General features: G+C 72.1%; 20 protein-coding genes. 16 read left to right on the forward strand and 4 right to left on the reverse strand.

From position 1 onward, the window contains the following. The first annotated feature begins 835 nt into the window (after positions 1 to 835). The 8 genes from BMY97_RS31580 (at position 836) to purH (ending at position 9,941) form a co-directional block, all read left to right on the forward strand. On the forward strand, positions 836 to 2,512 hold the full coding sequence (locus BMY97_RS31580; protein WP_245787603.1) for a hypothetical protein: 1,677 nt from the start codon (positions 836 to 838) through the stop codon (positions 2,510 to 2,512). Then, positions 2,509 to 2,820 (forward strand): hypothetical protein, encoded by a 312-nt coding sequence (locus tag BMY97_RS31585; protein WP_091623949.1) that lies wholly within the window; start codon positions 2,509 to 2,511, stop codon positions 2,818 to 2,820. Before BMY97_RS31580 ends, BMY97_RS31585 begins: the two co-directional genes overlap by 4 nt. Before the next feature lie 130 nt (positions 2,821 to 2,950). After that, positions 2,951 to 4,120 (forward strand): ADP-forming succinate--CoA ligase subunit beta, encoded by a 1,170-nt coding sequence (gene sucC / locus BMY97_RS31590; protein WP_091623952.1) that lies wholly within the window; start codon positions 2,951 to 2,953, stop codon positions 4,118 to 4,120. 1 nt (position 4,121) lies between these two features. Further along, positions 4,122 to 5,012, forward strand: coding sequence for a succinate--CoA ligase subunit alpha (gene sucD, locus BMY97_RS31595; RefSeq protein ID WP_091623954.1), 891 nt, complete (start codon positions 4,122 to 4,124; stop codon positions 5,010 to 5,012). A gap of 235 nt (positions 5,013 to 5,247) precedes the next feature. Further along, positions 5,248 to 6,009 carry a DUF5336 domain-containing protein gene (locus BMY97_RS31600; RefSeq protein WP_091623957.1) on the forward strand — a complete coding sequence of 254 codons (762 nt, stop codon included), beginning with the start codon at positions 5,248 to 5,250 and terminating at the stop codon, positions 6,007 to 6,009. A 154-nt stretch (positions 6,010 to 6,163) separates the two neighbouring features. Beyond that, the gene (locus BMY97_RS31605; RefSeq protein ID WP_091623959.1) at positions 6,164 to 7,690 is read left to right on the forward strand and encodes a cell division protein PerM; all 1,527 of its coding nucleotides are present in this window, start codon (positions 6,164 to 6,166) and stop codon (positions 7,688 to 7,690) included. Between the two features lie 74 nt (positions 7,691 to 7,764). Then, on the forward strand, positions 7,765 to 8,382 hold the full coding sequence (purN, locus tag BMY97_RS31610; protein WP_091623962.1) for a phosphoribosylglycinamide formyltransferase: 618 nt from the start codon (positions 7,765 to 7,767) through the stop codon (positions 8,380 to 8,382). Further along, positions 8,379 to 9,941: a bifunctional phosphoribosylaminoimidazolecarboxamide formyltransferase/IMP cyclohydrolase gene (gene purH, locus BMY97_RS31615; protein WP_091623965.1), complete on the forward strand. Its 1,563-nt coding sequence runs from the start codon at positions 8,379 to 8,381 to the stop codon at positions 9,939 to 9,941. The genes purN and purH overlap by 4 nt, the downstream gene beginning before the upstream one ends. 49 nt (positions 9,942 to 9,990) lie before the next feature. Here purH and BMY97_RS47305 read toward each other — a convergent pair whose 3' ends face one another. Next, positions 9,991 to 10,500 carry a GNAT family N-acetyltransferase gene (locus tag BMY97_RS47305; RefSeq protein ID WP_177231631.1) on the reverse strand — a complete coding sequence of 170 codons (510 nt, stop codon included), beginning with the start codon at positions 10,498 to 10,500 and terminating at the stop codon, positions 9,991 to 9,993. Beyond that, entirely contained in the window at positions 10,497 to 11,099 is a 603-nt protein-coding gene (locus BMY97_RS31625; protein ID WP_091623968.1) for a TetR/AcrR family transcriptional regulator, read from the reverse strand. The genes BMY97_RS47305 and BMY97_RS31625 overlap by 4 nt, the downstream gene beginning before the upstream one ends. 98 nt (positions 11,100 to 11,197) lie before the next feature. On the opposite strand from BMY97_RS31625, the gene BMY97_RS31630 reads away from it, so the two are divergent. Continuing rightward, positions 11,198 to 11,890 (forward strand): carboxymuconolactone decarboxylase family protein, encoded by a 693-nt coding sequence (locus tag BMY97_RS31630; RefSeq protein ID WP_091623970.1) that lies wholly within the window; start codon positions 11,198 to 11,200, stop codon positions 11,888 to 11,890. On the opposite strand, the gene BMY97_RS31635 is transcribed toward BMY97_RS31630, so the two are convergent. Continuing rightward, complete coding sequence (locus tag BMY97_RS31635; RefSeq protein WP_091624318.1) at positions 11,820 to 13,100, reverse strand: FAD-dependent oxidoreductase; 1,281 nt, start codon at positions 13,098 to 13,100, stop codon at positions 11,820 to 11,822. The genes BMY97_RS31630 and BMY97_RS31635 overlap by 71 nt on opposite strands. A gap of 91 nt (positions 13,101 to 13,191) precedes the next feature. On the opposite strand from BMY97_RS31635, the gene BMY97_RS31640 reads away from it, so the two are divergent. From BMY97_RS31640 to BMY97_RS31660, 5 genes are all read left to right on the forward strand, one after another. After that, a complete protein-coding gene (locus BMY97_RS31640) occupies positions 13,192 to 13,773 on the forward strand; it encodes a TetR/AcrR family transcriptional regulator C-terminal domain-containing protein (protein ID WP_091624321.1) in 582 nt (193 codons plus the stop codon). 310 nt (positions 13,774 to 14,083) lie between these two features. After that, positions 14,084 to 14,872 carry a hypothetical protein gene (locus BMY97_RS31645; protein WP_245787604.1) on the forward strand — a complete coding sequence of 263 codons (789 nt, stop codon included), beginning with the start codon at positions 14,084 to 14,086 and terminating at the stop codon, positions 14,870 to 14,872. 205 nt (positions 14,873 to 15,077) lie between these two features. Beyond that, a complete protein-coding gene (locus BMY97_RS31650; RefSeq protein ID WP_091623973.1) occupies positions 15,078 to 16,772 on the forward strand; it encodes a DNA polymerase Y family protein in 1,695 nt (564 codons plus the stop codon). Next, entirely contained in the window at positions 16,773 to 17,060 is a 288-nt protein-coding gene (locus BMY97_RS31655) for a hypothetical protein (RefSeq protein ID WP_091623976.1), read from the forward strand. Next, the gene (locus BMY97_RS31660; RefSeq protein ID WP_091623978.1) at positions 17,061 to 20,402 is read left to right on the forward strand and encodes an error-prone DNA polymerase; all 3,342 of its coding nucleotides are present in this window, start codon (positions 17,061 to 17,063) and stop codon (positions 20,400 to 20,402) included. Between the two features lie 15 nt (positions 20,403 to 20,417). Here BMY97_RS31660 and BMY97_RS31665 read toward each other — a convergent pair whose 3' ends face one another. Beyond that, positions 20,418 to 21,002 carry a TetR/AcrR family transcriptional regulator gene (locus BMY97_RS31665; protein ID WP_091624324.1) on the reverse strand — a complete coding sequence of 195 codons (585 nt, stop codon included), beginning with the start codon at positions 21,000 to 21,002 and terminating at the stop codon, positions 20,418 to 20,420. A 99-nt stretch (positions 21,003 to 21,101) separates the two neighbouring features. On the opposite strand from BMY97_RS31665, the gene BMY97_RS31670 reads away from it, so the two are divergent. Continuing rightward, positions 21,102 to 22,151, forward strand: coding sequence for an aldo/keto reductase (locus tag BMY97_RS31670; protein WP_091623981.1), 1,050 nt, complete (start codon positions 21,102 to 21,104; stop codon positions 22,149 to 22,151). Between the two features lie 43 nt (positions 22,152 to 22,194). Further along, positions 22,195 to 22,782, forward strand: a complete 588-nt coding sequence (locus BMY97_RS31675; RefSeq protein ID WP_091623984.1) for a pentapeptide repeat-containing protein — start codon at positions 22,195 to 22,197, stop codon at positions 22,780 to 22,782. The last annotated feature ends 24 nt before the right edge of the window (positions 22,783 to 22,806 follow it).

Here is a 22,806-nt window from a genome sequence, read left to right on the forward strand (position 1 = left end):
CGGGGACCCATCCGCGGACCGGCCTGATTCCGGTCAGGACAACCCCGGGTCGCCCGCCAGCTCGCGGCGGCCCAGCCTTGCCGAGCGCAAGGCCGCCGCCCGTGAGCGCGCCCGGCGTGATTCCGGCCGCAAGCGCGGTGCCCGCCCCGAAGCCCCGGCAACCCCGGGAACCCCGGACACCCCCGAATCCCCCCACCCCTCCGACTCCCACCGCGACCAGCCCCCACCCCACAACCGCCGACCCCCCACCAGCGACTCCCGTCAACCGGACGCGACTCGCGAGCCAGCTCGTCCGGAAACGGCTGGCGAGCCCCCGCAACCGCATGCGGCTGGCGAGTCCCCCTGGCCTGGGCCGGTTGGCGGGCCTCCTCGACCTGGGACGGCTGGCGACTCCGCCCGACCGGACACGGCTCTTGAGTCGGCTCGTTCGAGGACGGCCGGTAAGCCCGCCCAACCGGATGCGGTTGGCGAGTCCCCTCGGCGGCGGGCGGCCGATGAGTCCGCCCAACCGGCTGCGACTGGTAAGTCCGTCCGGCCGGAAACGGTTGGGGAGGCCTCCGGGCCGGACGCAGTTGGCAAGGCCGCTCGGCCGGAAACGGCTGGCGAGTCCCCGCGGCTGGGGACGGTTGGCGAGTCCGCTCGTCCGGAGACGGCCGGCGGAGTGTCGTCGGCCCGCAGCGCAAGCAGCGCCCGCAGCGCCGGCAATGCCGAAAACGCCGACACCTCACCCCCCGCAGCACGCGCCGCCGGCCAAAGCCGCGTCAGCCGGGCAGCTCGAACCCATTCCCAGCCAGAACTCGAGTTCGCGGAGCGGCGGCCCTCCGCGGGCCTCGCCGTGGCCGTGTGGGTCGCCGTGGCTGGGGCGGTCGCGCTGACGGTCGGGGCGGTGCTGCCCGTTTCGCCCGATGCCGGGCCTGGGTATCTCAGCTGGCCGCTCCTCGCGGTGCTCGCGTTGGTGCCCGCCGGGGTGGCCGTGTGGGCCGCCTACTCCGGGCGGCACGGGCTGGCCGCCGGGCTGATCGCGGGGCTCGCCGCGCTCGCGCCGGGGCGGCTGCTGCTCGACGTCCAGTTCTTCGTCAACGGGTCCCTCACCGTCCGCCCCGAGCTGTACCTGCCCGACCGCCTCCTGGACCGCAGTGGGGTGGCCGTCGGGTTCTGGCTGCTGGCCATCGGGCACCTCCTCACGATCGCCGCCGGGTTGCGGGCCGCGCGCGTGGCGCGGGACCTGAACGAGATCGCGGGCAGCGAGAGCGGGCAACGCCGGTGGCGGCTCGTCGTGCCGCTGCTCGCCGTGGTCATGGCCGTCGGGCTGCTGATGTCGCCGGTCGTCTCCACCGATCCGTACCTGCTGGCGCGCTCGGCGTTCGAAGGGCCCGGCGCCGCGCTGGCCGGGTTCGTCCTGCTCGCCGGGGCGCTGCCGATCGCCGCGGTGGTCGGGTTCTCGTCGGCGTCCGACGGGGTGGCGCGCGGGACGCTCGGCGGGGCCGCCGCCGCGGTGTTCGCCGTCGCGCTGCCCGCCGTGGTGGCCGGGCTCGTGGTGCCGGACCTGCACGTCGCCTGGGGGCCGTGCATGGCCGTCGTCGCGACGCTGCTCGTCCTGCTGCTCACCCCGCTCGCCACGCCCCAGCAGACGGCGGCCGAAGGCACCGACCTCGCCGGCGAGGCCCGCGTTCCCGGCCTCACGATCTGGCGCGCGGTCACCGCGCTGCTCGCCGTCCTCACCGCCGTCGCCGCGGTGATCGGCGCGCTCGCCCCGCAACTCGCGGGCCAGACGCACACGGACAGTCCCGCGCGCTGGCTGCTCGTCGTCGCCGCCGTTCTCGTGCTGCTGCCCGCGCCGTTCCTCTTCGCCGCGAAGACGGCACGGGTGGCGCGCGGTTTCCTCGCCGTGCTCTGGGCCGGCGTCGTCCTCGCCGGGACGGCCGTGCTCAGCACCGCCATCACCGCTTCGGAGGCGACCGGGCTGGGCGGGCTCGGCGGCACCGTCAGCTACCACCTCGGCGCCGGCTCCGTTTTCACGGCGATCGCGCTCGGACTGTCGGGCCTGACCGCACTCGCCGCGACGGTCGCCGGTGTCGTCGAGCGTGACGACGAAGGCACGGAAGGCCCACGCCCCAACGTTCTCGTCCCCGTCGTGGCGGCCGCCGTGCTCGCCGTCGCCACGTTCGGGACGCCGGTGTTCACCGCGCCGGACTACCCGTCGCCCGGGCTCTGGTCCGATTTCGACACCCCGTCGTGGGGTCTGCTCACCGCGGTCCTGGTGGTGCTGGGCGTGCTCGCGCTCGCCGTCCGCTCCCGGCCCGGCGCCGCGGCGGCCGCGCTCGGCGGGGCCGCGCTGGTGCTGGCCCTGCACGTCGCCGAACTCCCGCTCGTCGGGTCCGCGATCGACGGATCCCGCCCCGGCCTCGGGTTCTGGCTCGGCCTCGCGGCCGTCGTCGCCACGGTGGCCGCCGCCGTCACCGCCGCCGCGGGAGCGAAAACAGCGGAAGACACCGGGAAGACTCAGCCGTGACCCGGGAGCGGCCGCGCGTGCTGCTCGTCGAACTCGCCGAGGCGCCGACGGCCGCGCGCCTCGGCCGTCTCCTGCGCGACGCCGGCGTCGAGGTGATCCACGCCGGCGTGCTCGGGACCGAGCAGATCCTCCGCACCGCCGAACAGGAGGACCCAGACGCGCTCGTCGTCTTCGGCGACGCTGTCCCGGCGGGTCTGGCCGACGGGCTCGGCGACGTTCACCTCTTCGTGGTGCACCCCGAAAACCCGGCCGAACCGCTCGAAGCACTGGCCGAACGGCTCGCCGGTGGGCGGTCTCACACCCGCTGACCGCGCACGGTGACCGACTTCACCAGGTGCGGAGTGTCTGGCGTCTGCGCAGGTCGCTAACCTCGACTGGTCCGACAGCGCGGTCCGGTAGCGGACCACCACAGTGGCGTGTCGTCAGGAGACTGGAGTAGTGGACCTCTACGAGTACCAGGCGAGGGATCTCTTCGCCGCCCACGGAGTACCGGTTCTGCCGGGCTCGGTGGCAACAACCCCCGAAGAAGCCAAAGCCGCCGCGGAGCAGGTCGGCACCCAGGTCGTCGTCAAGGCGCAGGTGAAGGTCGGCGGCCGCGGCAAGGCCGGTGGCGTCAAGCTGGCCCAGACGCCGGACGAGGCGAAGGAGAAGGCGGAAGCCATCCTCGGCCTCGACATCAAGGGCCACATCACGCACCGCGTGCTGGTGGCCGAAGCCTCGGACATCGCCGAGGAGTACTACTTCTCCTTCCTGCTGGATCGGTCGAACCGCACCTTCCTGGCGATGGCGTCGTCCGAAGGCGGCATGGAGATCGAGCAGCTCGCGGTCGAGCGCCCCGACGCGCTCGCCCGGATCCCGGTCGACGCGATCGCCGGTGTCGACAAGGCGAAGGCCGTCGAGATCCTCACCGCGGGCAAGTTCCCGGAGAAGGTCATCGACGAGGCGGCCGACGTCGTCGTCAAGCTGTGGGAGACCTTCGTCGCGGAGGACGCGACGCTGGTCGAGGTCAACCCGCTGGTGCGCGACCCCCAGGACAAGATCATCGCCCTCGACGGCAAGGTCACCCTGGACGAGAACGCGGACTTCCGTCAGCCGGGCCACGAGGCCCTGGTCGACAAGCAGGCCGAGAACCCCTTGGAAGCCAAGGCGAAGGCCAAGAACCTCAACTACGTCAAGCTCGAGGGCCAGGTCGGCATCATCGGCAACGGCGCGGGCCTGGTCATGTCCACTTTGGACGTGGTGGCGTACGCGGGCGAGAAGCACGGCGGCGTGAAGCCGGCCAACTTCCTCGACATCGGCGGCGGCGCGTCCGCCGAGGTGATGGCGGCCGGTCTGGACGTCATCCTCAACGACACCGACGTGAAGAGCGTGTTCGTCAACGTCTTCGGCGGCATCACCGCCTGCGACGCGGTGGCGAACGGCATCGTCGAGGCGCTGAAGATCCTGGGTGACGAGGCCACCAAGCCGCTCGTCGTCCGGCTCGACGGCAACAACGTCATCGAGGGCCGCCAGATCCTGGCCGACGCGAACCACCCGCTGGTCACCGTGGTGGACACTATGGACAACGCGGCCGACAAGGCCGCCGAGCTCGCCGCGGCAGGTGCGTGAGATGTCGATCTTCATCAACGAGAACAGCAAGGTCATCGTCCAGGGGCTCACCGGCTCCGAGGGCATGAAGCACGCCACCAAGATGCTGAAGTCGGGCACGAACATCGTGGGCGGCGTCAACGCCCGCAAGGCCGGCCAGACCGTCAGCATCGAGGGCAGGGACCTGAAGGTCTTCGGCACGGTCGAAGAGGCCATCAAGGAGACCGGCGCCGACGTGTCGGTCATCTTCGTGCCGCCGAAGTTCGCCAAGGACGCGGTGCTCGAGGCGATCGACGCCGAGATCCCGCTGGCCGTGGTCATCACCGAGGGCATCCCGGTGCACGACTCGGCCTACTTCTGGGCCCACGCGGGCGCCAAGGGCAACAAGACCCGCATCATCGGGCCGAACTGCCCCGGCGTGATCACCCCGGGCAAGTCGAACGCCGGCATCATCCCGGCCGACATCTCCGGCCCCGGCGGGATCGGCCTGGTGTCGAAGTCCGGCACGCTGACCTACCAGATGATGTACGAGCTGCGTGACATCGGCTTCTCCACCGCCGTCGGCATCGGCGGCGACCCGATCATCGGCACCACGCACATCGACGCGCTCGAGGCGTTCCAGAACGACCCCGAGACGAAGGTCATCGTGATGATCGGCGAGATCGGCGGCGACGCCGAGGAGCGGGCGGCCGACTACATCAAGGCCAACGTGACCAAGCCGGTCGTCGGCTACGTCGCGGGCTTCACCGCGCCCGAGGGCAAGACGATGGGCCACGCCGGCGCCATCGTCTCCGGCTCCTCCGGCACGGCGGCCGCGAAGAAGGAGGCCCTCGAGGCCGCCGGCGTCAAGGTCGGCAAGACCCCGAGCGAGACCGCTGTGCTCGCGCGTGAGCTGTACAACAGCTTGGGCTGACCCGCCGGTCGGCTCCGGCTGACCTGCAATGACACCCTCCCGGAAGCCGGGCACCACGTCGGTGCCCGGCTTCCGGCGTTTCCGGCGGCAACCGATCGGGTAGTCCGCACGTCCAACGGCCCGAACCGGTGTGTGCGGTGCATGCGCTAGCGTTCGGGTGGCCCGGCCGTCTCGCCGGACCGGGTCGCCGCACCGCCCCCTCAAGTTGCCGGCCCCGACGACAGGAGAGCTTCCGATGACCTACCCCAGCGGCGGGCCCGGTTACCCCCAGCAAGGTGGCGGCCAGCAGCCCCTTCAGGGCCCGCCCCCGTCCGGCCCGTTCCCCCAGCAGGGCCCGCCCCCGTCGGCCGGCGGCCCGGCGCTGCCGCAGAACCTGCCGATGCTGCTCGCCCTCGTGGTGGTCGTGCTCGGTGTGGTCCAGTACTTCCTCGGCTTCTCCGACGAGGCGGGCGACGTCGGCCAGGAGACGATCTTCCTGCTCGTCGGCGGTCTGCTCTCCGCGCTGCACGTGCTGCCGAAGGCCCCGAAGGTGCTGCCGTTCGCCGCGCTGTTCAGCGTGGTCGGCGCGCTCGGGACGCTGGACACGGTGGTGGCCGAGACGAGCACGCCGGGCATCGTCACCGTGGTGCTGATCCTCGGCATCGTGCAGATGCTGGTCTCCGTCGCCGGGCTGCTGCTCGAGTACGACGTGCTCAAGCTGCCGGCGCCGAAGCCCGCCGCGCCGCAGTACCAGCAGACGCAGTACGGCCAGTCCGGTCCGGCCGGCCCGTTCGGCCAGCCGCAGCAGTACCAGCAGCCCGGCGCGACGCCGCCGGCTCCCGGCCAGCAGCCGGGCTCGACCCCCGGGCAGCAGCCGGGTTCGACGCCGCCGCCGGGTCCGGGGCAGCAGGCGACCACGTACGCGCCGCAGCAGGGCCAGTTCTTCCAGCAGCCGCCGGCCGACCAGCCGAACCCGGGCACGGGCACCCCGCCGGGCGGTTTCGGCCAGCAGGGCTGATTCTCCGTTCGTACAACACCCGCTGTGACTCTCCGTGTCACAGCGGGTGTTTTTGTTGTCCTGGCCAACCCGGTCGGGTGGGTTAGGTTCGCCACGCCCCCCGGCGGCGGCGTGCCTCACCCGGACGGACCAGCGCGGATGTCATGGTCAACTCATGCAGCTGCTCACCAGTTCCGGACGCCCGCCGGGCGACGAACCGGTGGCGGACGCCCCTGAACTCGCCGCGGAAGTGACTCCGGCGACGCGGGTGCGGGTGTTGTTCTCCGCCGCCGTCGGGCCGCTGATCACGGGATACGCCCTGGTCGCGACCTTGATCGCGCTCGTCACGCTGACCGCCGACCGGTTCTCCGCCACGGGTGCGCTGCTCACGGCCGGGCCGGGCTGGCTCGCCGCGTACCAGGTGCAGCTCGGCATCGGCGGCCACCCGCTGGGCGTGCTGCCGTTGCTGCCCACGGCCGGTGCGGTGCTGCTGGTCGCGCGGACGGCGTCCGGCGCCGTCCAGCGGCTGGGGCTCGCGCGGCCGCGGCAGGCCGTCGGGCTGGTCGCGGTGATCGCCGGCGCGCACGCGCTGTTCGGCCTGGTCATCGCGCTGCTCGCGCTTGGCGCGCCGGTGCGCGTGAACCCGGCGCTCGCGTTCGCCGTGCCCGGCCTGCTGGCCGCGCTGGCCGCCACCGCCGGGGTGGTGCGCCGCTGCGGCCTGCCCCACGCCGTCGCCGAGCGTCTCGACCCGCTGGCCGCGCGCGGCGCCCGGGCCGGCGCCCTCGGGCTGGCCGCGCTGGTGCTGGTGGGCGCGCTGGTGTTCACGCTCGCCACGGTCCTGTCGATGTCCACTGTGGACAACCTGTTCGAGCCCTCGGTCGGCAGCAGCTTGGGACTCCTGCTGCTTTCGGTGCTGTACCTGCCCAACGCCGTCGTGGCGGCGATGTCGTTCGTCACCGGGCCCGGGTTCACGATCGGCTCGCTCGACGTCAGCCTGGTCGGCTACCGCGGCGGCGACGTGCCCGCGCTGCCGCTGCTCGGCGGCATCCCCGCGCACTCCGCCGTGTGGTGGCCCGCGCTGCTGGTGCTGCCGGCCGCCGTCGGCGCGCTCGTCGGCTGGTCGGTCCGCCGGGTGGACGACGACCCGGCCGCGCGCATCCGCGTGGTCGCCGTCGCGGGCGCCGTGGTCGGCTTCGGCTGCGTGGTGCTGGGGACCCTCGCGGGCGGACGGCTCGGCGACGGCCCGTTCGACCCGGTCAGCGTGCCGGTCGGGGTCGCCTCGATCGTGGCGTTCTGCTGGATCGTGATCCCGGGCGGGTTCGTGGCGTTCTTCGCCGGGGAGCACGCGCCGGCCGCGCCGCCCACCACGCTGGACGTCGAGCCGGACGAGGACTTCGACGAGGAGCCGGCCGAGGAGCCTGAGGAGTCCGAAGAGTCCGAAGAGGACACGGCCGAGGACGCCGACGCTTCGGACGAGCCCGAAGCCGCCGAGGACCCCGACGGGCCGGAGGCCGAGCCGGAGCCCGGCCCGGACGTCGCCGAGACCGACGAGTTCGACGCCGAAGCCGACGCGGAACTGGGCCTGGAGCAGCCGGAGGACGTGGTCCTCGACGAGCCGGAGCCCCCGGCCGAGCCGCCCGGCGCTGTGACCGGGTCCACCGAGGCCTCCGTCGACGAGAAGTCCCGCGAGGACGACCGTTAGGGTTGGGGTGACCTGCTGAAGCGCCGTGCGCCCGAGGCGTGCCGCCGTGCAAGGAGCCCGTTCTGGCCAGTCGCTTGGACCTGCCCACCCCGGTGAAGATCGTCGTGCTCGCGTCCGGTTCCGGCACGCTGCTGCAGGCGCTGCTCGACGCCGTCGCGCGCCCCGGCTTCCCCGCCGACGTCGCCGCGGTCGGCGCGGACCGCACGGGCATCGAGGCACTGGCCAGGGCCGAGCGCGCGGACGTGCCGTCGTTCACCGTCCGCGTCGCCGACCACCCCGACCGCGCGGCCTGGGACGAGGCGCTGACCCAGGCCGTCGCCGTCTACCAGCCCGATCTGGTGGTGTCGGCGGGCTTCATGAAGATCCTCGGCCCGCGGTTCCTGTCCCGGTTCGAGAACCGGGTGGTCAACACGCATCCGGCGCTGCTGCCGTCGTTCCCGGGCATGCACGCGGTCGCGGACGCGCTGGCGGCCGGGGTCAAAGTCACCGGGTCGACCGTGCACTTCGTCGACGCGGGGGTGGACACCGGCCCCGTCATCGCCCAGGAGGCGGTGGTGGTGGAGACCGAGGACACCGAAGACGTCCTGCACGAGCGGATCAAGGCCGTGGAACGCAGGCTGCTGGTTGAAACGATCGAGCGACTCGGCCGTGGTGGCTGCACCGTGGACGGACGAAAGGTGAGGTTTTCGTGAGCACTGAACAAGGACGACGCCCGGTCCGGCGCGCGCTGATCGGCGTCTCGGACAAGGCCGGCCTGCTCGAGCTCGCGACCGGTCTGCACGCGGCCGGCGTGGAGATCGTGTCGACCGGCGGCACCGCGAAGGTGATCGCGAACGCGGGGGTCCCGGTCACGCCGGTCGAGCAGGTCACCGGGTTCCCGGAGTCGCTCGACGGCCGGGTGAAGACGCTGCACCCGCGCGTGCACGCCGGGCTGCTCGCCGACCAGGGCAACGACGACCACGTGGCGCAGCTCAAGAAGCTCGACATCGCGCCGTTCGACCTGCTCGTGGTGAACCTGTACCCGTTCGCGCAGACCGTCGCTTCGGGTGCGAGCCCCGAGGACTGCGTGGAGAACATCGACATCGGCGGCCCGGCGATGGTGCGCGCGGCCGCGAAGAACCACGGCAGCGTCGCGGTGGTCGTGGACCCGGCGCGTTACGACTGGGTGCTGGAGCGCGTCGGCGAAGGCGGCTTCGAGCTGGCTGACCGCAAGCGGCTCGCGGCACAGGCGTACGCGCACACGGCGGCGTACGACACGGCTGTCGCTTCGTGGTTCGCGAACTCGTACGCGCCCGCGGACGACACCGGCTTCCCGGACTTCACCGGCGCCACCTGGGAGCGCGCGGACGTGCTGCGCTACGGCGAGAACCCGCACCAGAAAGCCGCGCTGTACAAGAGCGCGCAGCCGGGGCTGGCGCACGCCGAGCAGCTGCACGGCAAGGCCATGTCGTACAACAACTACGTGGACACCGACGCCGCCCGGCGCGCCGCGTTCGACTTCGCCGAGCCCGCCGTCGCGATCATCAAGCACGCGAACCCGTGCGGCATCGCGGTGGGCCTGGACGTCGCCGAGGCGCACCGCAAGGCGCACGCGTGCGACCCGGTTTCGGCCTACGGCGGCGTGATCGCCACGAACCGGCCGGTGTCCGTGCCGGCCGCGGAGCAGATCGCCGAGGTGTTCACCGAGGTCGTGCTGGCGCCTGACTTCGAGCCCGAGGCGCTGGAGATCTTGCAGCGCAAGAAGAACGTGCGGCTGCTGAAGCTGCCGGTGATCGAGAACCCGGCACCGGTCGAGTTCCGGCCGATCTCCGGCGGGGTGCTCGTGCAGACCGTCGACGCGATCGACGCCCCCGGCGACGACCCGGCCAACTGGCAGCTCGCGACCGGCGCCCCGGCCGACGAGCGGACGCTGGCGGACCTCGAGTTCGCGTGGCGCTCGCTGCGCGCGGTGAAGTCCAACGCGATCCTGCTGGCGCACGAGGGCGCCACCGTCGGCGTCGGCATGGGCCAGGTCAACCGCGTCGACTCCTCGCGGCTGGCGGTCACGCGCGCGGGCGACCGGGCGAAGGGCTCGGTGGGCGCGTCCGACGCGTTCTTCCCGTTCCCGGACGGGCTCGAGGTGCTGATCGAGGCCGGCGTGCGCGCCGTCGTCCAGCCCGGCGGGTCCATTCGCGACGCCGAGGTGATCGCGGCCGCGGAGGCCGCGGGGATCACGCTGTACCTCACGGGCACGCGCCACTTCGCGCACTGACCGCGGGTTTTCCAGGGCCGGCCGGGGTTTCCCGGCCGGCCCTTGTTCGTCAGCCCTCGCGCAGGAGGCCGTAGACGACCACGTCGCGGTTGGCCCCGTCGCGCCAGACCGCTTGGCACAGCAGGCCTTCGCGATGGAAGCCGGCCTTCTCCAGCACGCGCTGCTCGGCGACGTTGTCGTCGTCGGTGAACGCCTCCAGCCGGTGCGCGCGGGTGAAGCGGAACAGGTGCTCGACGAGCAGCCGGTGCGCCTTCGTCCCGGTGCCGTGGCCGCGGTGGTCGGGCAGCAGGGTCACGCCGATCTCGTGACAGCCGCCGGCCGGCCCGCCGCGGTCGGCGGCTCGCCAGCTGGCCATCCCGGCCAGGGCGCCGTCCACCGTCACGGCGATGAAGCTCGATGCCCCGCCGAGCAGACCGTCCTCGGCGAAGCGGCGGCGGCGGGCCTGCGCATCGGCGAAACCGTTCCACTGGAACGCCCCGAGCACCTCGGGATCGGTGGCGAACCGGTCGAGGACCGTCAGGTCGTCTTCGACGAAGGCGCGGAGCGCGACGTGTTTCACTTCAAGCCCACCAGTTTCGTCAGGAAGCGGTCGATCTGCTCGAGGGCCGGCGGCCAGTCCAGGTCCGGCTCGTTGATGCGCTGGGAAAGCAAACCGTTGACGGCGGTGCGGAAGTCGATCGTCACGATGGCGGCGTCGCCGGGCGTGGCGACACCGGCGTCCATGCAACGCTGGACGGCCGCGCGGGTGCGCCCGATCAGGACCTCCTTGAACGGCATGCCGAGCCGCCGGTGCACCTTGCTCTCGTGGAGCACCTTGTAGAGGCCGGGGTGCGCCTGCGCCCACTCGGCCTGCGCGAGCGTGCGGCTGCGCAGCTGGGCCGCCGGGTCGCCCTCGTGCGCCTGCTCGGCCTCGTCGCCGCCGCGCACCAGCTCCTCGTGACAGCGCTGCATGGCGGCGAGCACCAGCGCGTCGCGATCGGGGAAGTACAGGTACACCGACGTCGCCGCGATCGACACCTCGCGCGCGACGGCCCGCAGCGACAGGGCCTCGTCGTCGCCCAGCTCTTCGAGCATTCGGACGGCGGCCGTCACGATCTCTTCGCGCAGCAACTCACCTTGGCCTCGGGGGTTCGGGCGGCGTCGGGGGGTCTTCTCCATGGCCTCCCCAGTGTAGCTGGACACCTATTGCGCTACAGGTGTAGCTTCATATCACGCTACAGCTGTAGCGCTACAAATGTACTAAGGGGAGTACTGCTATGACAACGATTGCCGAGAGTTCTCTCGATCGGCTGACGGCGTTGGACCCGGCGTTCGCGCGGATGGTCGCGGCGACCACGCGGCACCTGCGGGCGGTGCCGGAGCTGACCGAACGGGAGAAGGTGTTCCTGTGCGTGGTCGCGGACGTCTGCCAGCCGAGCCTCGGCCTGCCGTTCGAGGCGCACGTCCGAGCCGGCCTCGCGGCCGGAGTGTCTGTTGTGGACATTCACACGCTACTGCGGTTCGTCTCCTACGACACGGGCTACCCGGCCGCGGCCGCCGGCTTCGAACGGCTCGTCGAACTGGAGGAGGCGCTGGGTCTGCCCCGGCCGGAGGGGCCCCTTCCGGCCGAGGACCTGCTGGTGCCCGGGCCGAGTCCGATGCCGGCGTCGGCACAGGCGCAGCTGGCCGAGCTGGATCCGCACTTCGCGGAGTACTTCAGCCTGCAGTCGAGGATGCGGGCCGACGCGGGTTTCGCCGGCCTGAGCGAGCGTGAACGCGCATTCGCGACGATGAGCGTCGACGTGCACTACCAGACCTTGGGGGAGACCTTCGCGATCCACGTCGGCAGGGCCCTGCGCGCGGGTGCCTCGCCGGACGACGTGCGAGCCGTGCTGCGCTTCAACGCCCAGTTCGGGGCGACGCGGGCCTGGCAGGGGTGGAAGGCGTTGAACCCGTTGCTGGCCGGGTGACCTGGGAGTAGTCCGGCAGCTGCCAGTCGCCGCCGCGGTCTTCCTTCGCGAACCGCGCGGCCAGCTCGGGCAGTCGCAGGAACGTGGCCACCGCGCCCATCGTGCGGATGCTGCCGATTCCCAGCCGGCCCTTGGGGAATCCGAAGCGCAGCAGCTTCGGGTTGACCTCGCCTTGAAGGTGGTCGACGAACGGCCGCAGCGTCGCGTGGTACCGCGCGAACGCGGCCGGGATGTCGCCCGGGGCCCGGTTGATCTCCCCGGCCAGGACGTAGGCGCCGACCAGGGCCGCGGAGGTGCCCATGCCGCTGTACGGGGAGCCGCAGTAGCCGGCGTCTCCGACGAGCGCGACCCGGCCCTGTGCCCAGGTCCCGGTCCGGATCTGGACGACCTCCTGGGAGTAGAAGAACTCGGTCTCCCGCAGGCCGTCGAGGAACCGTTCGGTCTGCCAGCCGGCGCCGCGGAACCGCTCGGCCCAGAACTGCTTCTGACGGTCGACCGGCTGCCGGTGCACCGCGGTCGCTTCCGCGGAGCTCTCCCACAGCGCGAAGTAGACCTGGGTCCGGGTGGGATTGTGGCTGCGGCGCATGATCATGCGCCGGCCGGGAGCGTTGTAGGTCTCGCGGATGCTGTCGTCGGTCGCGTCGCGGGGGATGAACCAGTACGCCATGTGGATGCCCACCGGCCATTCCGGGGCCGGCGCGTCCGCCGGAAGGAGGTGCCGGCGGACGCGCGAGCCCTGTCCGTCGGCTCCGATCAGCAGGTCGAACTCCTCCGACGTGCCGTCCGAGAAGTTCGCGAGGACGCGGTCGTTGTCTTGCCGGAAGCTCTCCACGTCCACTCCGAACACGAAGCGCGCGTCGTCCTTGACCGCCTCGTGGAGGACGCGCACCAGGTCCCCGCGCATGATCTCGTACTCCGAGGTCATGGTCTGGCGGCCCTTGCCGGAGGTGTTGGCGAGCACGGCGCCCCACCGGCGGCCCCGTCCGTCCACAAAGGCCACGCCCGGTTCGTCGACGCGGATTTCGCGTACCGCGTCGAGCAGTCCCATGCGGTCGATCGCCTCGATGCCCTGCCCGCGCAGGTCGATCTGCGCGCCCGTGGCTCGCAGCGCCGGGTGGCGTTCGACGACCACGACCTGGTGGCCGCCACGCGTCAGCCAGTAGGCGACCGCCTGGCCGGCGATGCCGCCTCCGCATACGAGGACCTTCATGGCCATCCTCCCTTTCAGTGATAGGTGATCTGCGCCCAGGGTTGCCTATCGCCGATAGGCTGTCAACCTCTATCGGTGATAGAGTGCGGTGGTGGCGAAGCTGGACCGCGAGATCATCGTCAGCGAGGCGCTGGCCCTGCTCGACGAACTGGGACTCGATGAAGTGAGCACCCGGCGCCTGGCCAAACGGCTGGGCGTCGAACAGCCCTCGCTGTACTGGCACTTCCCGAGCAAAGCCGTGCTGCTGGAGGCGATGGCGGACGCCGCGATGGCTCTCCACGCGACAGCTCCGTTGCCCACGCCGTCGGACGACTGGCGCGAATGGCTCCTGGAGAACTCGCGCAGCTTCCGCCGCGCGCTGTTGGCGCATCGCGACGGGGCGCGGCTGCATGCCGGCACCCGCCCCCGGGGGGCGGACCTTTCCCGCGCCCTCCACAAGGTCGACTTCCTGATCGCCGCGGGCCTGCCGGAACGGGACGCGCAGATGGCGATGCTCACCACCGGCCATTTCACGGTCGGGAGCGTGCTGGAGGAACAGGCCGGCGGCGCGCCCGGCGCGGAGGCGGCCGAGCACCCCCACCCGGACCCGGCGTCCGCGTTCGATGCCGGGCTTGAGCTGATCGTCGACGGTGTGGCGCAACGCGCCGGTCGGGCCACGTCGAAGCGGCCTTGATCGTGTGACGGATGTCGTGACCCGGCGCGGACCGCTTGACAGGGATTCCGGGTCTGGGGTCTACTGGATGCATCGAACAGGTGTTCGATGCAGGGTGTTGGAGCCGCCTTCCCCGCGGTGAAACGGCGCCCCGTCCGTCCCATGGTCCTTCCGGCGTGGGGACGGGCGGTGTCGCCGGTGCGTGTCATGGCGTTCGGCGTCATGGCGTGCCGCGGCGCGACGCACGTCGTGTCCGTGTCCGGGCTGCTGCTTTCGAGCGGTGTGCTTTTCGAGTGGCGCAGCTTTGAGTGTCACGGGGGAGGTGGATGTGGTGACGGCTGTGGTGGAACCGCCGGTCGCGCGGCTGGCGGCGTTGCCCGGAGTGAGCACGGCGAGCCGGGTGGCGGCCCAGGCCGCGCACGCCAGGACGACGGGAAGGGTGCTCCCGGTGTCCCCGGCGCTGTCCGGTCTGCTGCCCGCCTCGGGGCTCCGGCGCGGGAGCACCGTGGCGGTCCACAGTTCCACCTCGCTGCTCCTCGCCCTGCTCGCCGAGGCCACCGCCGCCGGGTCGTGGGCGGCGGTGGTCGGCGTGCCTTCGCTGGGAGTGGCCGCGGCGGCCGAGCACGGCGTCGCGGTCTCCCGGCTGGCACTGGTCCCGCGTCCGGGTGCCGAGTACCCGGCCGTGATGGCCGCCCTCCTCGACGGCGTCGACCTGGTCGTCACCGAGCCCCGCTCGGTCCAGCCGTCGATCGCCCGTCGCCTCTCGGCGCGCGCCCGCCACCGCGGCGCCGTCCTGATCTCCCTGGGCCCCTGGCCCGCGGCCGACGTCGAACTCCACTGCACCCGAGGCCACTGGTCCGGCCTCTCCCGGGGCGCCGGCCACCTGGAGTCCCGCCCCGTCGTGGTCCACGCCGCGGGCCGCGGCGCCGCCGCCCGCCCCCTCTCCGCCGCACTGACCCTGCCCGACCCGACGGGCCGGATCGCCCCGGCTCTGCCGGAACCGATGGGATTGCCGATGGGGGTGCCGATGGGGGTGCCGCGCCAGCTGACCCGCGCGGAGGTCGCGGAGGAGACCTTGGCCGCCCCACCGCACCTGATCCCCGAGGAGGCAGTGGGATGACCACTTCCCGCTCCGGCTCTCCTGGGTGTGTTCATCCGGCCGCCGCTGCCATTCCTGCTGTCGCAATCACTGCTGCTTCCACTGCCGCTCCGACAGTTGCTGCCGCTGTCGTCGCCTCGCTTCGCGGTACCCGGGTGACTGCTCACGTCGATCCGCGATCCGGTACGGCCGTCCACAATAGACACTCCCGTGGGGTGGTGGCCCCATGAGCGTCCTGCCCACCCGGCTGCTGGTCCTCTGGTGTCCGGACTGGCCGGCTGTCGCGGCGGTGGCCGCGGGTGGGGTGGCGGTCACCAGGCCCGCCGCGGTGTTCCTGGCGAATCGCGTCGTGGCGTGTACGGCCGTGGCGCGGGCGCGCGGGGTCCGCCGGGGGATGCGGCGGCGTGAGGCGGAGTCCCAGTGTCCCGAGCTGGCCGTGTTCGGGGCGGACGACGGGCGGGACGCGCGGCTGTTCGAGACCGTCGCGAGGGCGGTGGAGGAACTGGTCGTCGGGCTGGAAGTGGTGCGGCCCGGGCTGATCGCGGTGCCCGTGTCCGGTGCGGCGGGGTACTTCGGCGGCGAGATCCGGCTCGCCGAGAAGCTGCTGGACCAGGTCGCCGCCGCGGCCGGGGTCGAGTGCCAGGTCGGGATCGCGGAGGGGCTGTTCGCGGCGACCATCGCGGCCCGGCACGGCGAGTTCGTCGAGCACGGGGAGGCGGCCGCGTTCCTCGCGCCGCTGCCGGTCGCCGAACTCGACCAGCCGGGCAGCGACCGCGCGGAACTCGTCGGCCTGCTCACCCGGCTCGGCCTGCACACGCTCGGTGCCTTCGCCGCGCTCACCGAACGCGACGTGCTGGCCCGCTTCGCGTTCGAAGGCGTCCTCGCGCACCGGCTCGCCCGCGGCCTGTCGGAGCGGCCGCCGCTGCGTCGCCGTCCTCCGCCAGAGTTGTCGCTGACCGAATCGTTCGACCCGGTGCTGGAACGGATCGACGTCGCCGCGTTCGTGGCCCAGAGCACCGGCGCCCGGTTCCACGCGGGCCTCACCGAGCGGGGGCTGGCCTGTACCCGGCTCGGCATCTACGCCACCACCGAGTCCGGCGAACAGCTCGGCCGCGTCTGGAGGTGTGCGGAACCCCTGACGCCGCAAGGGGTTTCCGACCGCGTGCGCTGGCAGTTCGAAGGCTGGCTGCGGGCCGCGCCCGGTGCCCGGCCCACCTCGGGAGTCGCCCGGCTGACCCTGGAGCCGCAGGAGACCGTCGAGGGACGGTCGCTGCAACTCGGCCTTTGGCGTGGCGGCAACCCGGCCGCGGGCCCCGACGAGGACGAGGAACTCACGGCGGAACGCGCCGGCCGCGCCTTCGTCCGGGTCCAGGGCCTGCTCGGGCCGGAGGGAGTCGTCACGCCGCTCCTCGACGGCGGGCGAGACCCCGCAGGCCGCGTCCGCCTCGTCCCCTGGGGCGACGCCCGCGACCCGATTTCGCCCCCGGACGCGCCGGTGCTCGGCCCACCGGCGCCGTCCGGCGAAGGCTGGAGCCACGACAACGGCCCCACTGCCTGGGGCGAAGCGCTCGGCGCGACCTGGCCGGGCCGGCTGCCGGCGCCCTCACCGGCGACGGTGCTCGTCCGGCCGCTGCCCGCCGAGGTCGTCGACGCCGAAGGACGGCTCGTGGGCCTCACCGCCCACCGTCGCCTGACCTCGGCCCCGAGCCGCCTCAGCATCCTCGGCGAGCCGTCGAGGCAGGTGCTCGACTGGTCCCGGGTCTGGCCGATGACCAGGGTGGCCAACCGCGCGCCGGGGCCCCCGCGCGCCCGGGTCCAGATGCTGATCGCCGGTGCGCCGGACGAGCCGCCCGAGGCGGTCCTGCTCCTGTGCGCGGGCCTGGATAATCCACTGTGGACAGTAGAGGGAGTGTACGACTAGGTGAATGACGACTACGTGCGCCAGGTACTGGCCTGGCTGCGCTCCGCACTCCCACTCCGGCCGGAGACCCTGGACTCGGCCTGGTCCGGCCGCGCCCGGCTGCCCGCGATCCCGCGCCAAGGCGAGGATCCGGGCGGCGCCGCTGCGTGCTTGCCTGCGATCCCGCCGCCGGGGGCGGGCCGGGGCGACGCCGGTGTGCGCCTGCCCGCGATCCCGCCGCCGCGAGTGGAGGTCGGGGCCGGTGTCGGAGTCCTCATCCCGGCTCCCCGGCTCTCGTCGGAGAGCTAGATGGGCTGGAACAATCCGCCGGTTCCGTGGAAGGACCTCGCCCGGGCGCTGTCCGGTGCGCTGCCGCCCGGGGATCACGGGGACAGTCCGGCCTGGGGGAGACGTCGCGAGGGGTATCAGCGGCCCGAGCGGGTGGCGCCGCCGCGGAGTGACCTCGAGGCGGCCAGACCGCGGGTGCCGTATGCCGAGTTGCACTGCCACTCCAACTTCAGCTTCCTCGACGGGGCCAACCATCCCGAGGAGCTCGTCGAGGAGGCCTCGCGGCTCGGGCTCGACGCGATCGCGCTGACCGACCACGACGGGATGTACGGCGTCGTCCGGTTTGCCGAGGCGGCGAAGGAACTGGGCGTCGCGACGGTGTTCGGGACCGAGCTGAGCTTCGGGCTTTCCGGGCCGCAGAACGGTGACGCCGACCCCGAGGGCGCGCACCTCCTGCTGCTGGCCCGCGGCGACCAGGGGTACCGCAGCCTGTGCCGCGCCATCACGGCCGGCCAGATGCGCGGGCACGACGGCCGCGCGGAGCCCGGGCTGCACGCCGAGAAGGGACGGCCGATCTACCGGCTGCGCGAGGTCGCCGAGGAGGTCGCCGGGCAGTGCGCCGTGCTCACCGGGTGTCGCAAGGGCGCGGTCCGCACGGCGCTCGTCACCCGCGGGCCCGCCGCGGCGGCCGAGCGGCTGCGGGAGCTCGTGGAGCTTTTCGGCCGTGACAACGTGTACGTTGAGCTGACCGACCTCGGCCTGCCGCTCGACGACACGCACAACAACCTGCTCGCCAAGATGGCCGCCGACTTCGGCCTGCCCACCGTGGCGACCACCGCCGCCCACTACGCCTGGCCGGAACGGGGCGCGCTCGCCGACGCGCTGGCGGCCATCCGCGCCCGGCGCGGCATCGAGGAGCTGGAGCCGTGGCTGCCGCCGGATTCCATGGCCTTCCTGCGTTCCGGCGCGGAAATGGCCGAGATCTTCGAGCGCCACCCCGGCGCCGTCCAACGGGCCGCGCTGCTCGGCCGCGAGTGCGCCTTCGAGCTGCACCACCTCGAGCCGAAGCTGCCCCCGTTCGACCTGCCGAACGGGCGCACCGAGGCGGAACACCTGCGCGTGCTCACCATGGCGGGCGCGAAGGAGCATTTCGACGGCAAGGACCATGAAAAACGCGCGTACGCACAGCTCGAGCACGAGCTGAAGATCATCGAGAAGCGGGAGTTCCCCGGCTACTTCCTGATCGTGCACGACATCGTCGAGTTCTGTCGCGAGGCGAATATCCTTTGCCAGGGAAGGGGATCCGCGGCGAACTCGGCCGTCTGCTACGCGCTCGGCATCACCAAGATCGACCCGGTGCTGTACAAGCTGCTCTTCGAACGGTTCCTCGCCCCGGACCGCGACGGCTACCCGGACATCGACCTCGACATCGAGTCCGACCGCCGCGAGGAGGCCATCCAGCACGTCTACACGAAGTACGGCCGGCTCAACACCGCGCAGGTCGCCAACGTGATCACCTACCGCGCCCGCTCGGCGATCCGCGACGCCGCCCGCGCGCTCGGCTACTCACCCGGCCAGCAGGACGCGTGGGGAAAGCAGATCGACCGCTGGGGTTCCTTGCGCAGCACCGAAAAGGACCACGACCACGACATCCCCGAAGACGTCGTCCAGCTCGCGTTCGCGCTCGAGGACTTCCCGCGGCACCTGGGCATCCACTCCGGCGGCATGGTGATCTGCCAGGAGCCGGTGAGCCAGATCTGCCCCGTCGAGTGGGCGCGGATGCCCGGGCGCAGCGTGGTGCAGTGGGAGAAGGAGGACTGCGCGTCAGCCGGGCTGGTCAAGTTCGACCTGCTGGGCCTGGGCATGCTCTCGGCGCTGCACTACATGCTCGACCTGGTCCGTGACCACAAGGGCGAAAAGGTCGACCTCGCCGACCTGGACCTGAAGGACGAGAAGATCTACGACATGCTCTGCCGCGCCGACGCGATCGGCGTGTTCCAGGTGGAGAGCCGCGCGCAGCTGGCCACGCTGCCCCGGCTGCAGCCGCGGGAGTTCTACGACCTCGCGGTGGAGGTCGCGCTCATCCGCCCCGGCCCGATCCAGGGCGGCTCGGTGCACCCGTACATCCGCCGTAAGCAAGGCCGCGAAAAGTGGGATTACGACCACCCGCTGCTGGAAAACGCGTTGAGCAAGACCAAGGGCGTCCCGCTGTTCCAGGAGCAGATGATGCAGATCGCGCTGGACGTCGGGGGTTTCACCGCCGCGGAGGCCGACCAGCTGCGTCACGCGATGGGCTCCAAGCGGTCGGTGCGGAAGATGGAACGGCTGCGCCAGCGGTTCCTCGACGGCGCCGTGGCCAAGGGTGTCGGACTGGAGCTGGCGGAGCAGATCTTCTTGAAGCTCAAGGCGTTCGCGAACTTCGGCTTCCCGGAGAGCCACGCGCTGAGCTTCGCGCACATCGTGTTCTCCAGCGCGTACTTCAAGTACTACCACCCGGACGCCTTCTGCGCGGGACTGCTGCGCGCGCAGCCGATGGGCTTCTACTCGCCGCAATCGCTGGTGGCCGACGCGCGCCGGCACGGCGTCACCGTGCTCGGCCCGGACATCAACCTCAGCCTGCCGCACGCCACGCTGGAACCCTTGCCGGACAACGGGGAGCTGCGGGCCGTGCGCAACGGGATAGGCACCGTCCGCGCGGTCGGCGCCACGGTCGCCGAGCAGATCGTGGCCGAACGCGAGGAGCACGGGCCGTACGCGAGCATGTCCGACCTCGCCCGCCGGGTGCGGCTCACCACGCCGCAGCTGGAGGCGCTCGCCACGGCGGGCGCGTTCGCCTGCTTCGGCCCCGACCGCCGCCAGGCGCTGTGGTCGGCGGGCGCGGCGGCCCAGGACCGGCCGGAGAAGCTGCCCGGCACGGGCACCGGGGTCGACGCGCCGACGCTGCCGGGCATGGACGCGCTGGACGTCGCCGCCGCGGACGTCTGGGCCACCGGCCTCTCCCCGGACAGCTTCCCGACGCAGTTCATCCGCGAACGCCTCGACGCGCTCGGCGTGGTCACCGCGGACCGGCTGCTGGGGCTGGAGGACGGCGACCGGGTGCTCGTCGGCGGCGCCGTCACGCACCGCCAGCGCCCGGCCACCGCCGGCGGCGTCACCTTCATCAACCTCGAGGACGAGACGGGCATGGTCAACGTCATCTGCACCCTCGGCCTGTGGCAGCGCTTCCACCGCGTCGCGCGCTCCAGCGCGGCGCTGCTGGTCCACGGCGTGCTCGAAAAGGCGGACGGCGTGGCGAGCGTTCGGGCCCTCAAGCTCGAGCCCCTGCCCCTGCGCATCACGGCGAAGTCCCGTGACTTCCGCTGAGCACAGGCAAGGCGCTCAGATCGGCTGGGGTGGTGCCTGAAGGCCGGAGAACACGGCGGCGATCAGGCGCCGTCCCTGGGCCAGGCCGTCGTCGTTGTCCGCCACCCGCCACAGGAAGCTCATGAGCATGATGATGTCGGCGGGCTCGTGCCCGGCGGCGATCGTGCCCTCGGCCACGCAGGCGTCCACCAGCTTGGCCACCGCCGCGCTGGTCGGCCCCCAGGAAGCGCTGATTACGTCTTGGGCCGCGGCGCTGTGCAACGCGTCGCCGAGGCCGTGCTTGATGCGGATGTAGGCCGAAAGGGTCTCGAACCATTCGACGAACGCGGCCTTGGCCGACGAGTGGTTCGCCAGCACCTGGTCGGCGGTGGTGGTCAGGCGTTCGATGTCGTGCTGGTAGGCCGCGAGGATCAGGTCCTCCCGGGTGGGGAAGTGGCGGTACAGCGTCCCGGCGCCGACGCCCGCCCGCTTGGCGACCTCGCTCAGCGGCACCAGCGGGTCGTCCGCGAACAGCTCGTGGGCGGCCTCGATGATCGCGACACGGTTGCGCGCGGCGGCCTTGCGCTGGGTGCCGTACGTGCTCGGCGTCTGGTCGGTCATCACCCGATGATGCCCTGCCCGTTGACTCGCGGACAATCCTCCGCTAGTTTCGAACTTGCGGAGAATCCTCCGCAAGTTCCCTTCGGCAGGAGCCACCCCATGCGTTACGTGAAACTCGGCCGCACCGGTCTGGATGTCTCGCCCATCGCGATCGGCGCGATGACCTACGGCGAGCCCGGCCGCGGCCACCCCGTCTGGTCCCTCGGCGAGGAGGACGCCCGCCCGCTGGTCAAGCATGCCCTGGACGCGGGCATCAACTTCTTCGACACCGCCAACATGTATTCGAACGGGTCCAGCGAGGAGATCCTCGGCCGTGCGCTGCGTGACTTCGCGGACCGCGACGACGTGGTGATCGCGACCAAGCTGCGTCATCCCATGCGCCCCGGACCGAACGGGAAAGGCTTGTCGCGCAAGGCGATCATGACCGAGGCCGACCACTCGCTGCGGCGCCTGGGCACGGACTACATCGACCTCTACCAGGTGCACCGCAACGACCACGCGACCCCGCTGGAGGAGACCCTCGAGGCACTGCACGACCTGGTCAAGGCCGGCAAGGTCCGCTACCTCGGCGCGTCGTCGATGCCCGCCTGGGAGTTCGCCAAGGCCCTGCACCTGCAGCAGCGGAACGGCTGGGCCCGGTTCGTGTCCATGCAGGACCACTACAACCTGCTCGCCCGCGAAGAAGAACGCGAGATGATCCCGCTCTGCCTGGACGAGGGCGTCGGCACGATCATCTGGAGCCCGCTCGCCCGCGGCCGCCTGGCCCGAGGCTGGGACGACGCGAAGTCCACCGCCCGCTCCGGCACCGACGGCGCGTACGCCGACGCGCTCTACTCGCCCGAGCAGGAGGCGTCCAACCACGCCATCGTCGACGCGGTCGGCGAGGTCGCGACCGCGCACGGGGTGAGCCGCGCGTCCGTCGCATTGGCCTGGCTGCGTCGTCAACCGGTGGTCACCGCCCCGCTGGTCGGCGCCGGGTCCACCGCGCAGATCGACGACGCGATCGCTTCGCTGGACGTCGAGCTCACCGACGAGGACGTCCGAGCTCTCACCGCGCCCTACACGCCGCGGTACGACTGGCAGGGCGTCTCCGACGAGGAGACCATGAACGCGATCCGCGCCCGTATCCCGGGGATGGCGTTGAAGTGAAGGTTCTGGTCGCCCGCCGACGCGGTTGTGACATCCTGTCCGGGTGATCGAGACGGGGGAGAACTACCAGGAAGCCGTGCTTTCCGGGCAGTGGTGGGAAAAACGCCAGTTCGTCGGCTGTGACTTCGCCGAGGCGGACCTGCGGGACCTGCGCACCCGGGGCTGCACGTTCGACGACTGCGACTTCACGAGGGCCGACCTCGCGGGCTCGCGGCACGACGCGTCGGCGTTCCGGTCGTGCAAGTTCGACCGGACGGTGCTGGCCGAGAGCCGGTGGTCCTCGTGCTCGTTGCTCGGATCGTCCTTTATGGACTGTCGATTCCAGGGCATCGCGCTGACGGAGTGCGACCTTTCGCTCGCGTCGCTGGCGCGGGGACGGCTGCGCAAGCTCGACCTGTCCGGGCTGCGGCTGCGCGAGGCCAACCTGACCGAGGCCGACCTCACCGACACGGACCTGCGCGGCAGCGACCTGAGCGGCGCCCGGCTGCTCGCGGCCAAGCTGCCCGGCGCCGACCTCCGCGGCGCGGTGCTCGACGCGAACGCGCTGGTGCAGGCCGACTTGCGCGGCGCGTACATCGACACGGAGACGGCCATCGCCTTCGCCGCCGCCCACGGGCTCGTCGTCAAGTAACCCGCAGAACAGTGAAGGCCCCCG

The sequence above is a fragment of the Amycolatopsis saalfeldensis genome (assembly GCF_900110575.1).
In the GTDB taxonomy this organism is placed as follows: domain Bacteria; phylum Actinomycetota; class Actinomycetes; order Mycobacteriales; family Pseudonocardiaceae; genus Amycolatopsis; species Amycolatopsis saalfeldensis.

Excerpts from the sequence above, each read along its gene's own strand:
- BMY97_RS31605 (WP_091623959.1), top strand. The coding sequence starts at position 6,164 with ATGCAGCTGCTCACCAGTTCCGGACGCCCGCCGGGCGACGAACCGGTG.
- BMY97_RS31660 (WP_091623978.1), top strand. The coding sequence starts at position 17,061 with ATGGGCTGGAACAATCCGCCGGTTCCGTGGAAGGACCTCGCCCGGGCG.
- BMY97_RS31630 (WP_091623970.1), top strand. The coding sequence starts at position 11,198 with ATGACAACGATTGCCGAGAGTTCTCTCGATCGGCTGACGGCGTTGGAC.
- BMY97_RS31625 (WP_091623968.1), bottom strand. The coding sequence starts at position 11,099 with ATGGAGAAGACCCCCCGACGCCGCCCGAACCCCCGAGGCCAAGGTGAG.
- BMY97_RS31670 (WP_091623981.1), top strand. The coding sequence starts at position 21,102 with ATGCGTTACGTGAAACTCGGCCGCACCGGTCTGGATGTCTCGCCCATC.
- BMY97_RS31665 (WP_091624324.1), bottom strand. The coding sequence starts at position 21,002 with ATGACCGACCAGACGCCGAGCACGTACGGCACCCAGCGCAAGGCCGCC.
- BMY97_RS31600 (WP_091623957.1), top strand. The coding sequence starts at position 5,248 with ATGACCTACCCCAGCGGCGGGCCCGGTTACCCCCAGCAAGGTGGCGGC.
- sucD (WP_091623954.1), top strand. The coding sequence starts at position 4,122 with ATGTCGATCTTCATCAACGAGAACAGCAAGGTCATCGTCCAGGGGCTC.
- BMY97_RS31635 (WP_091624318.1), bottom strand. The coding sequence starts at position 13,100 with ATGAAGGTCCTCGTATGCGGAGGCGGCATCGCCGGCCAGGCGGTCGCC.
- BMY97_RS31650 (WP_091623973.1), top strand. The coding sequence starts at position 15,078 with ATGAGCGTCCTGCCCACCCGGCTGCTGGTCCTCTGGTGTCCGGACTGG.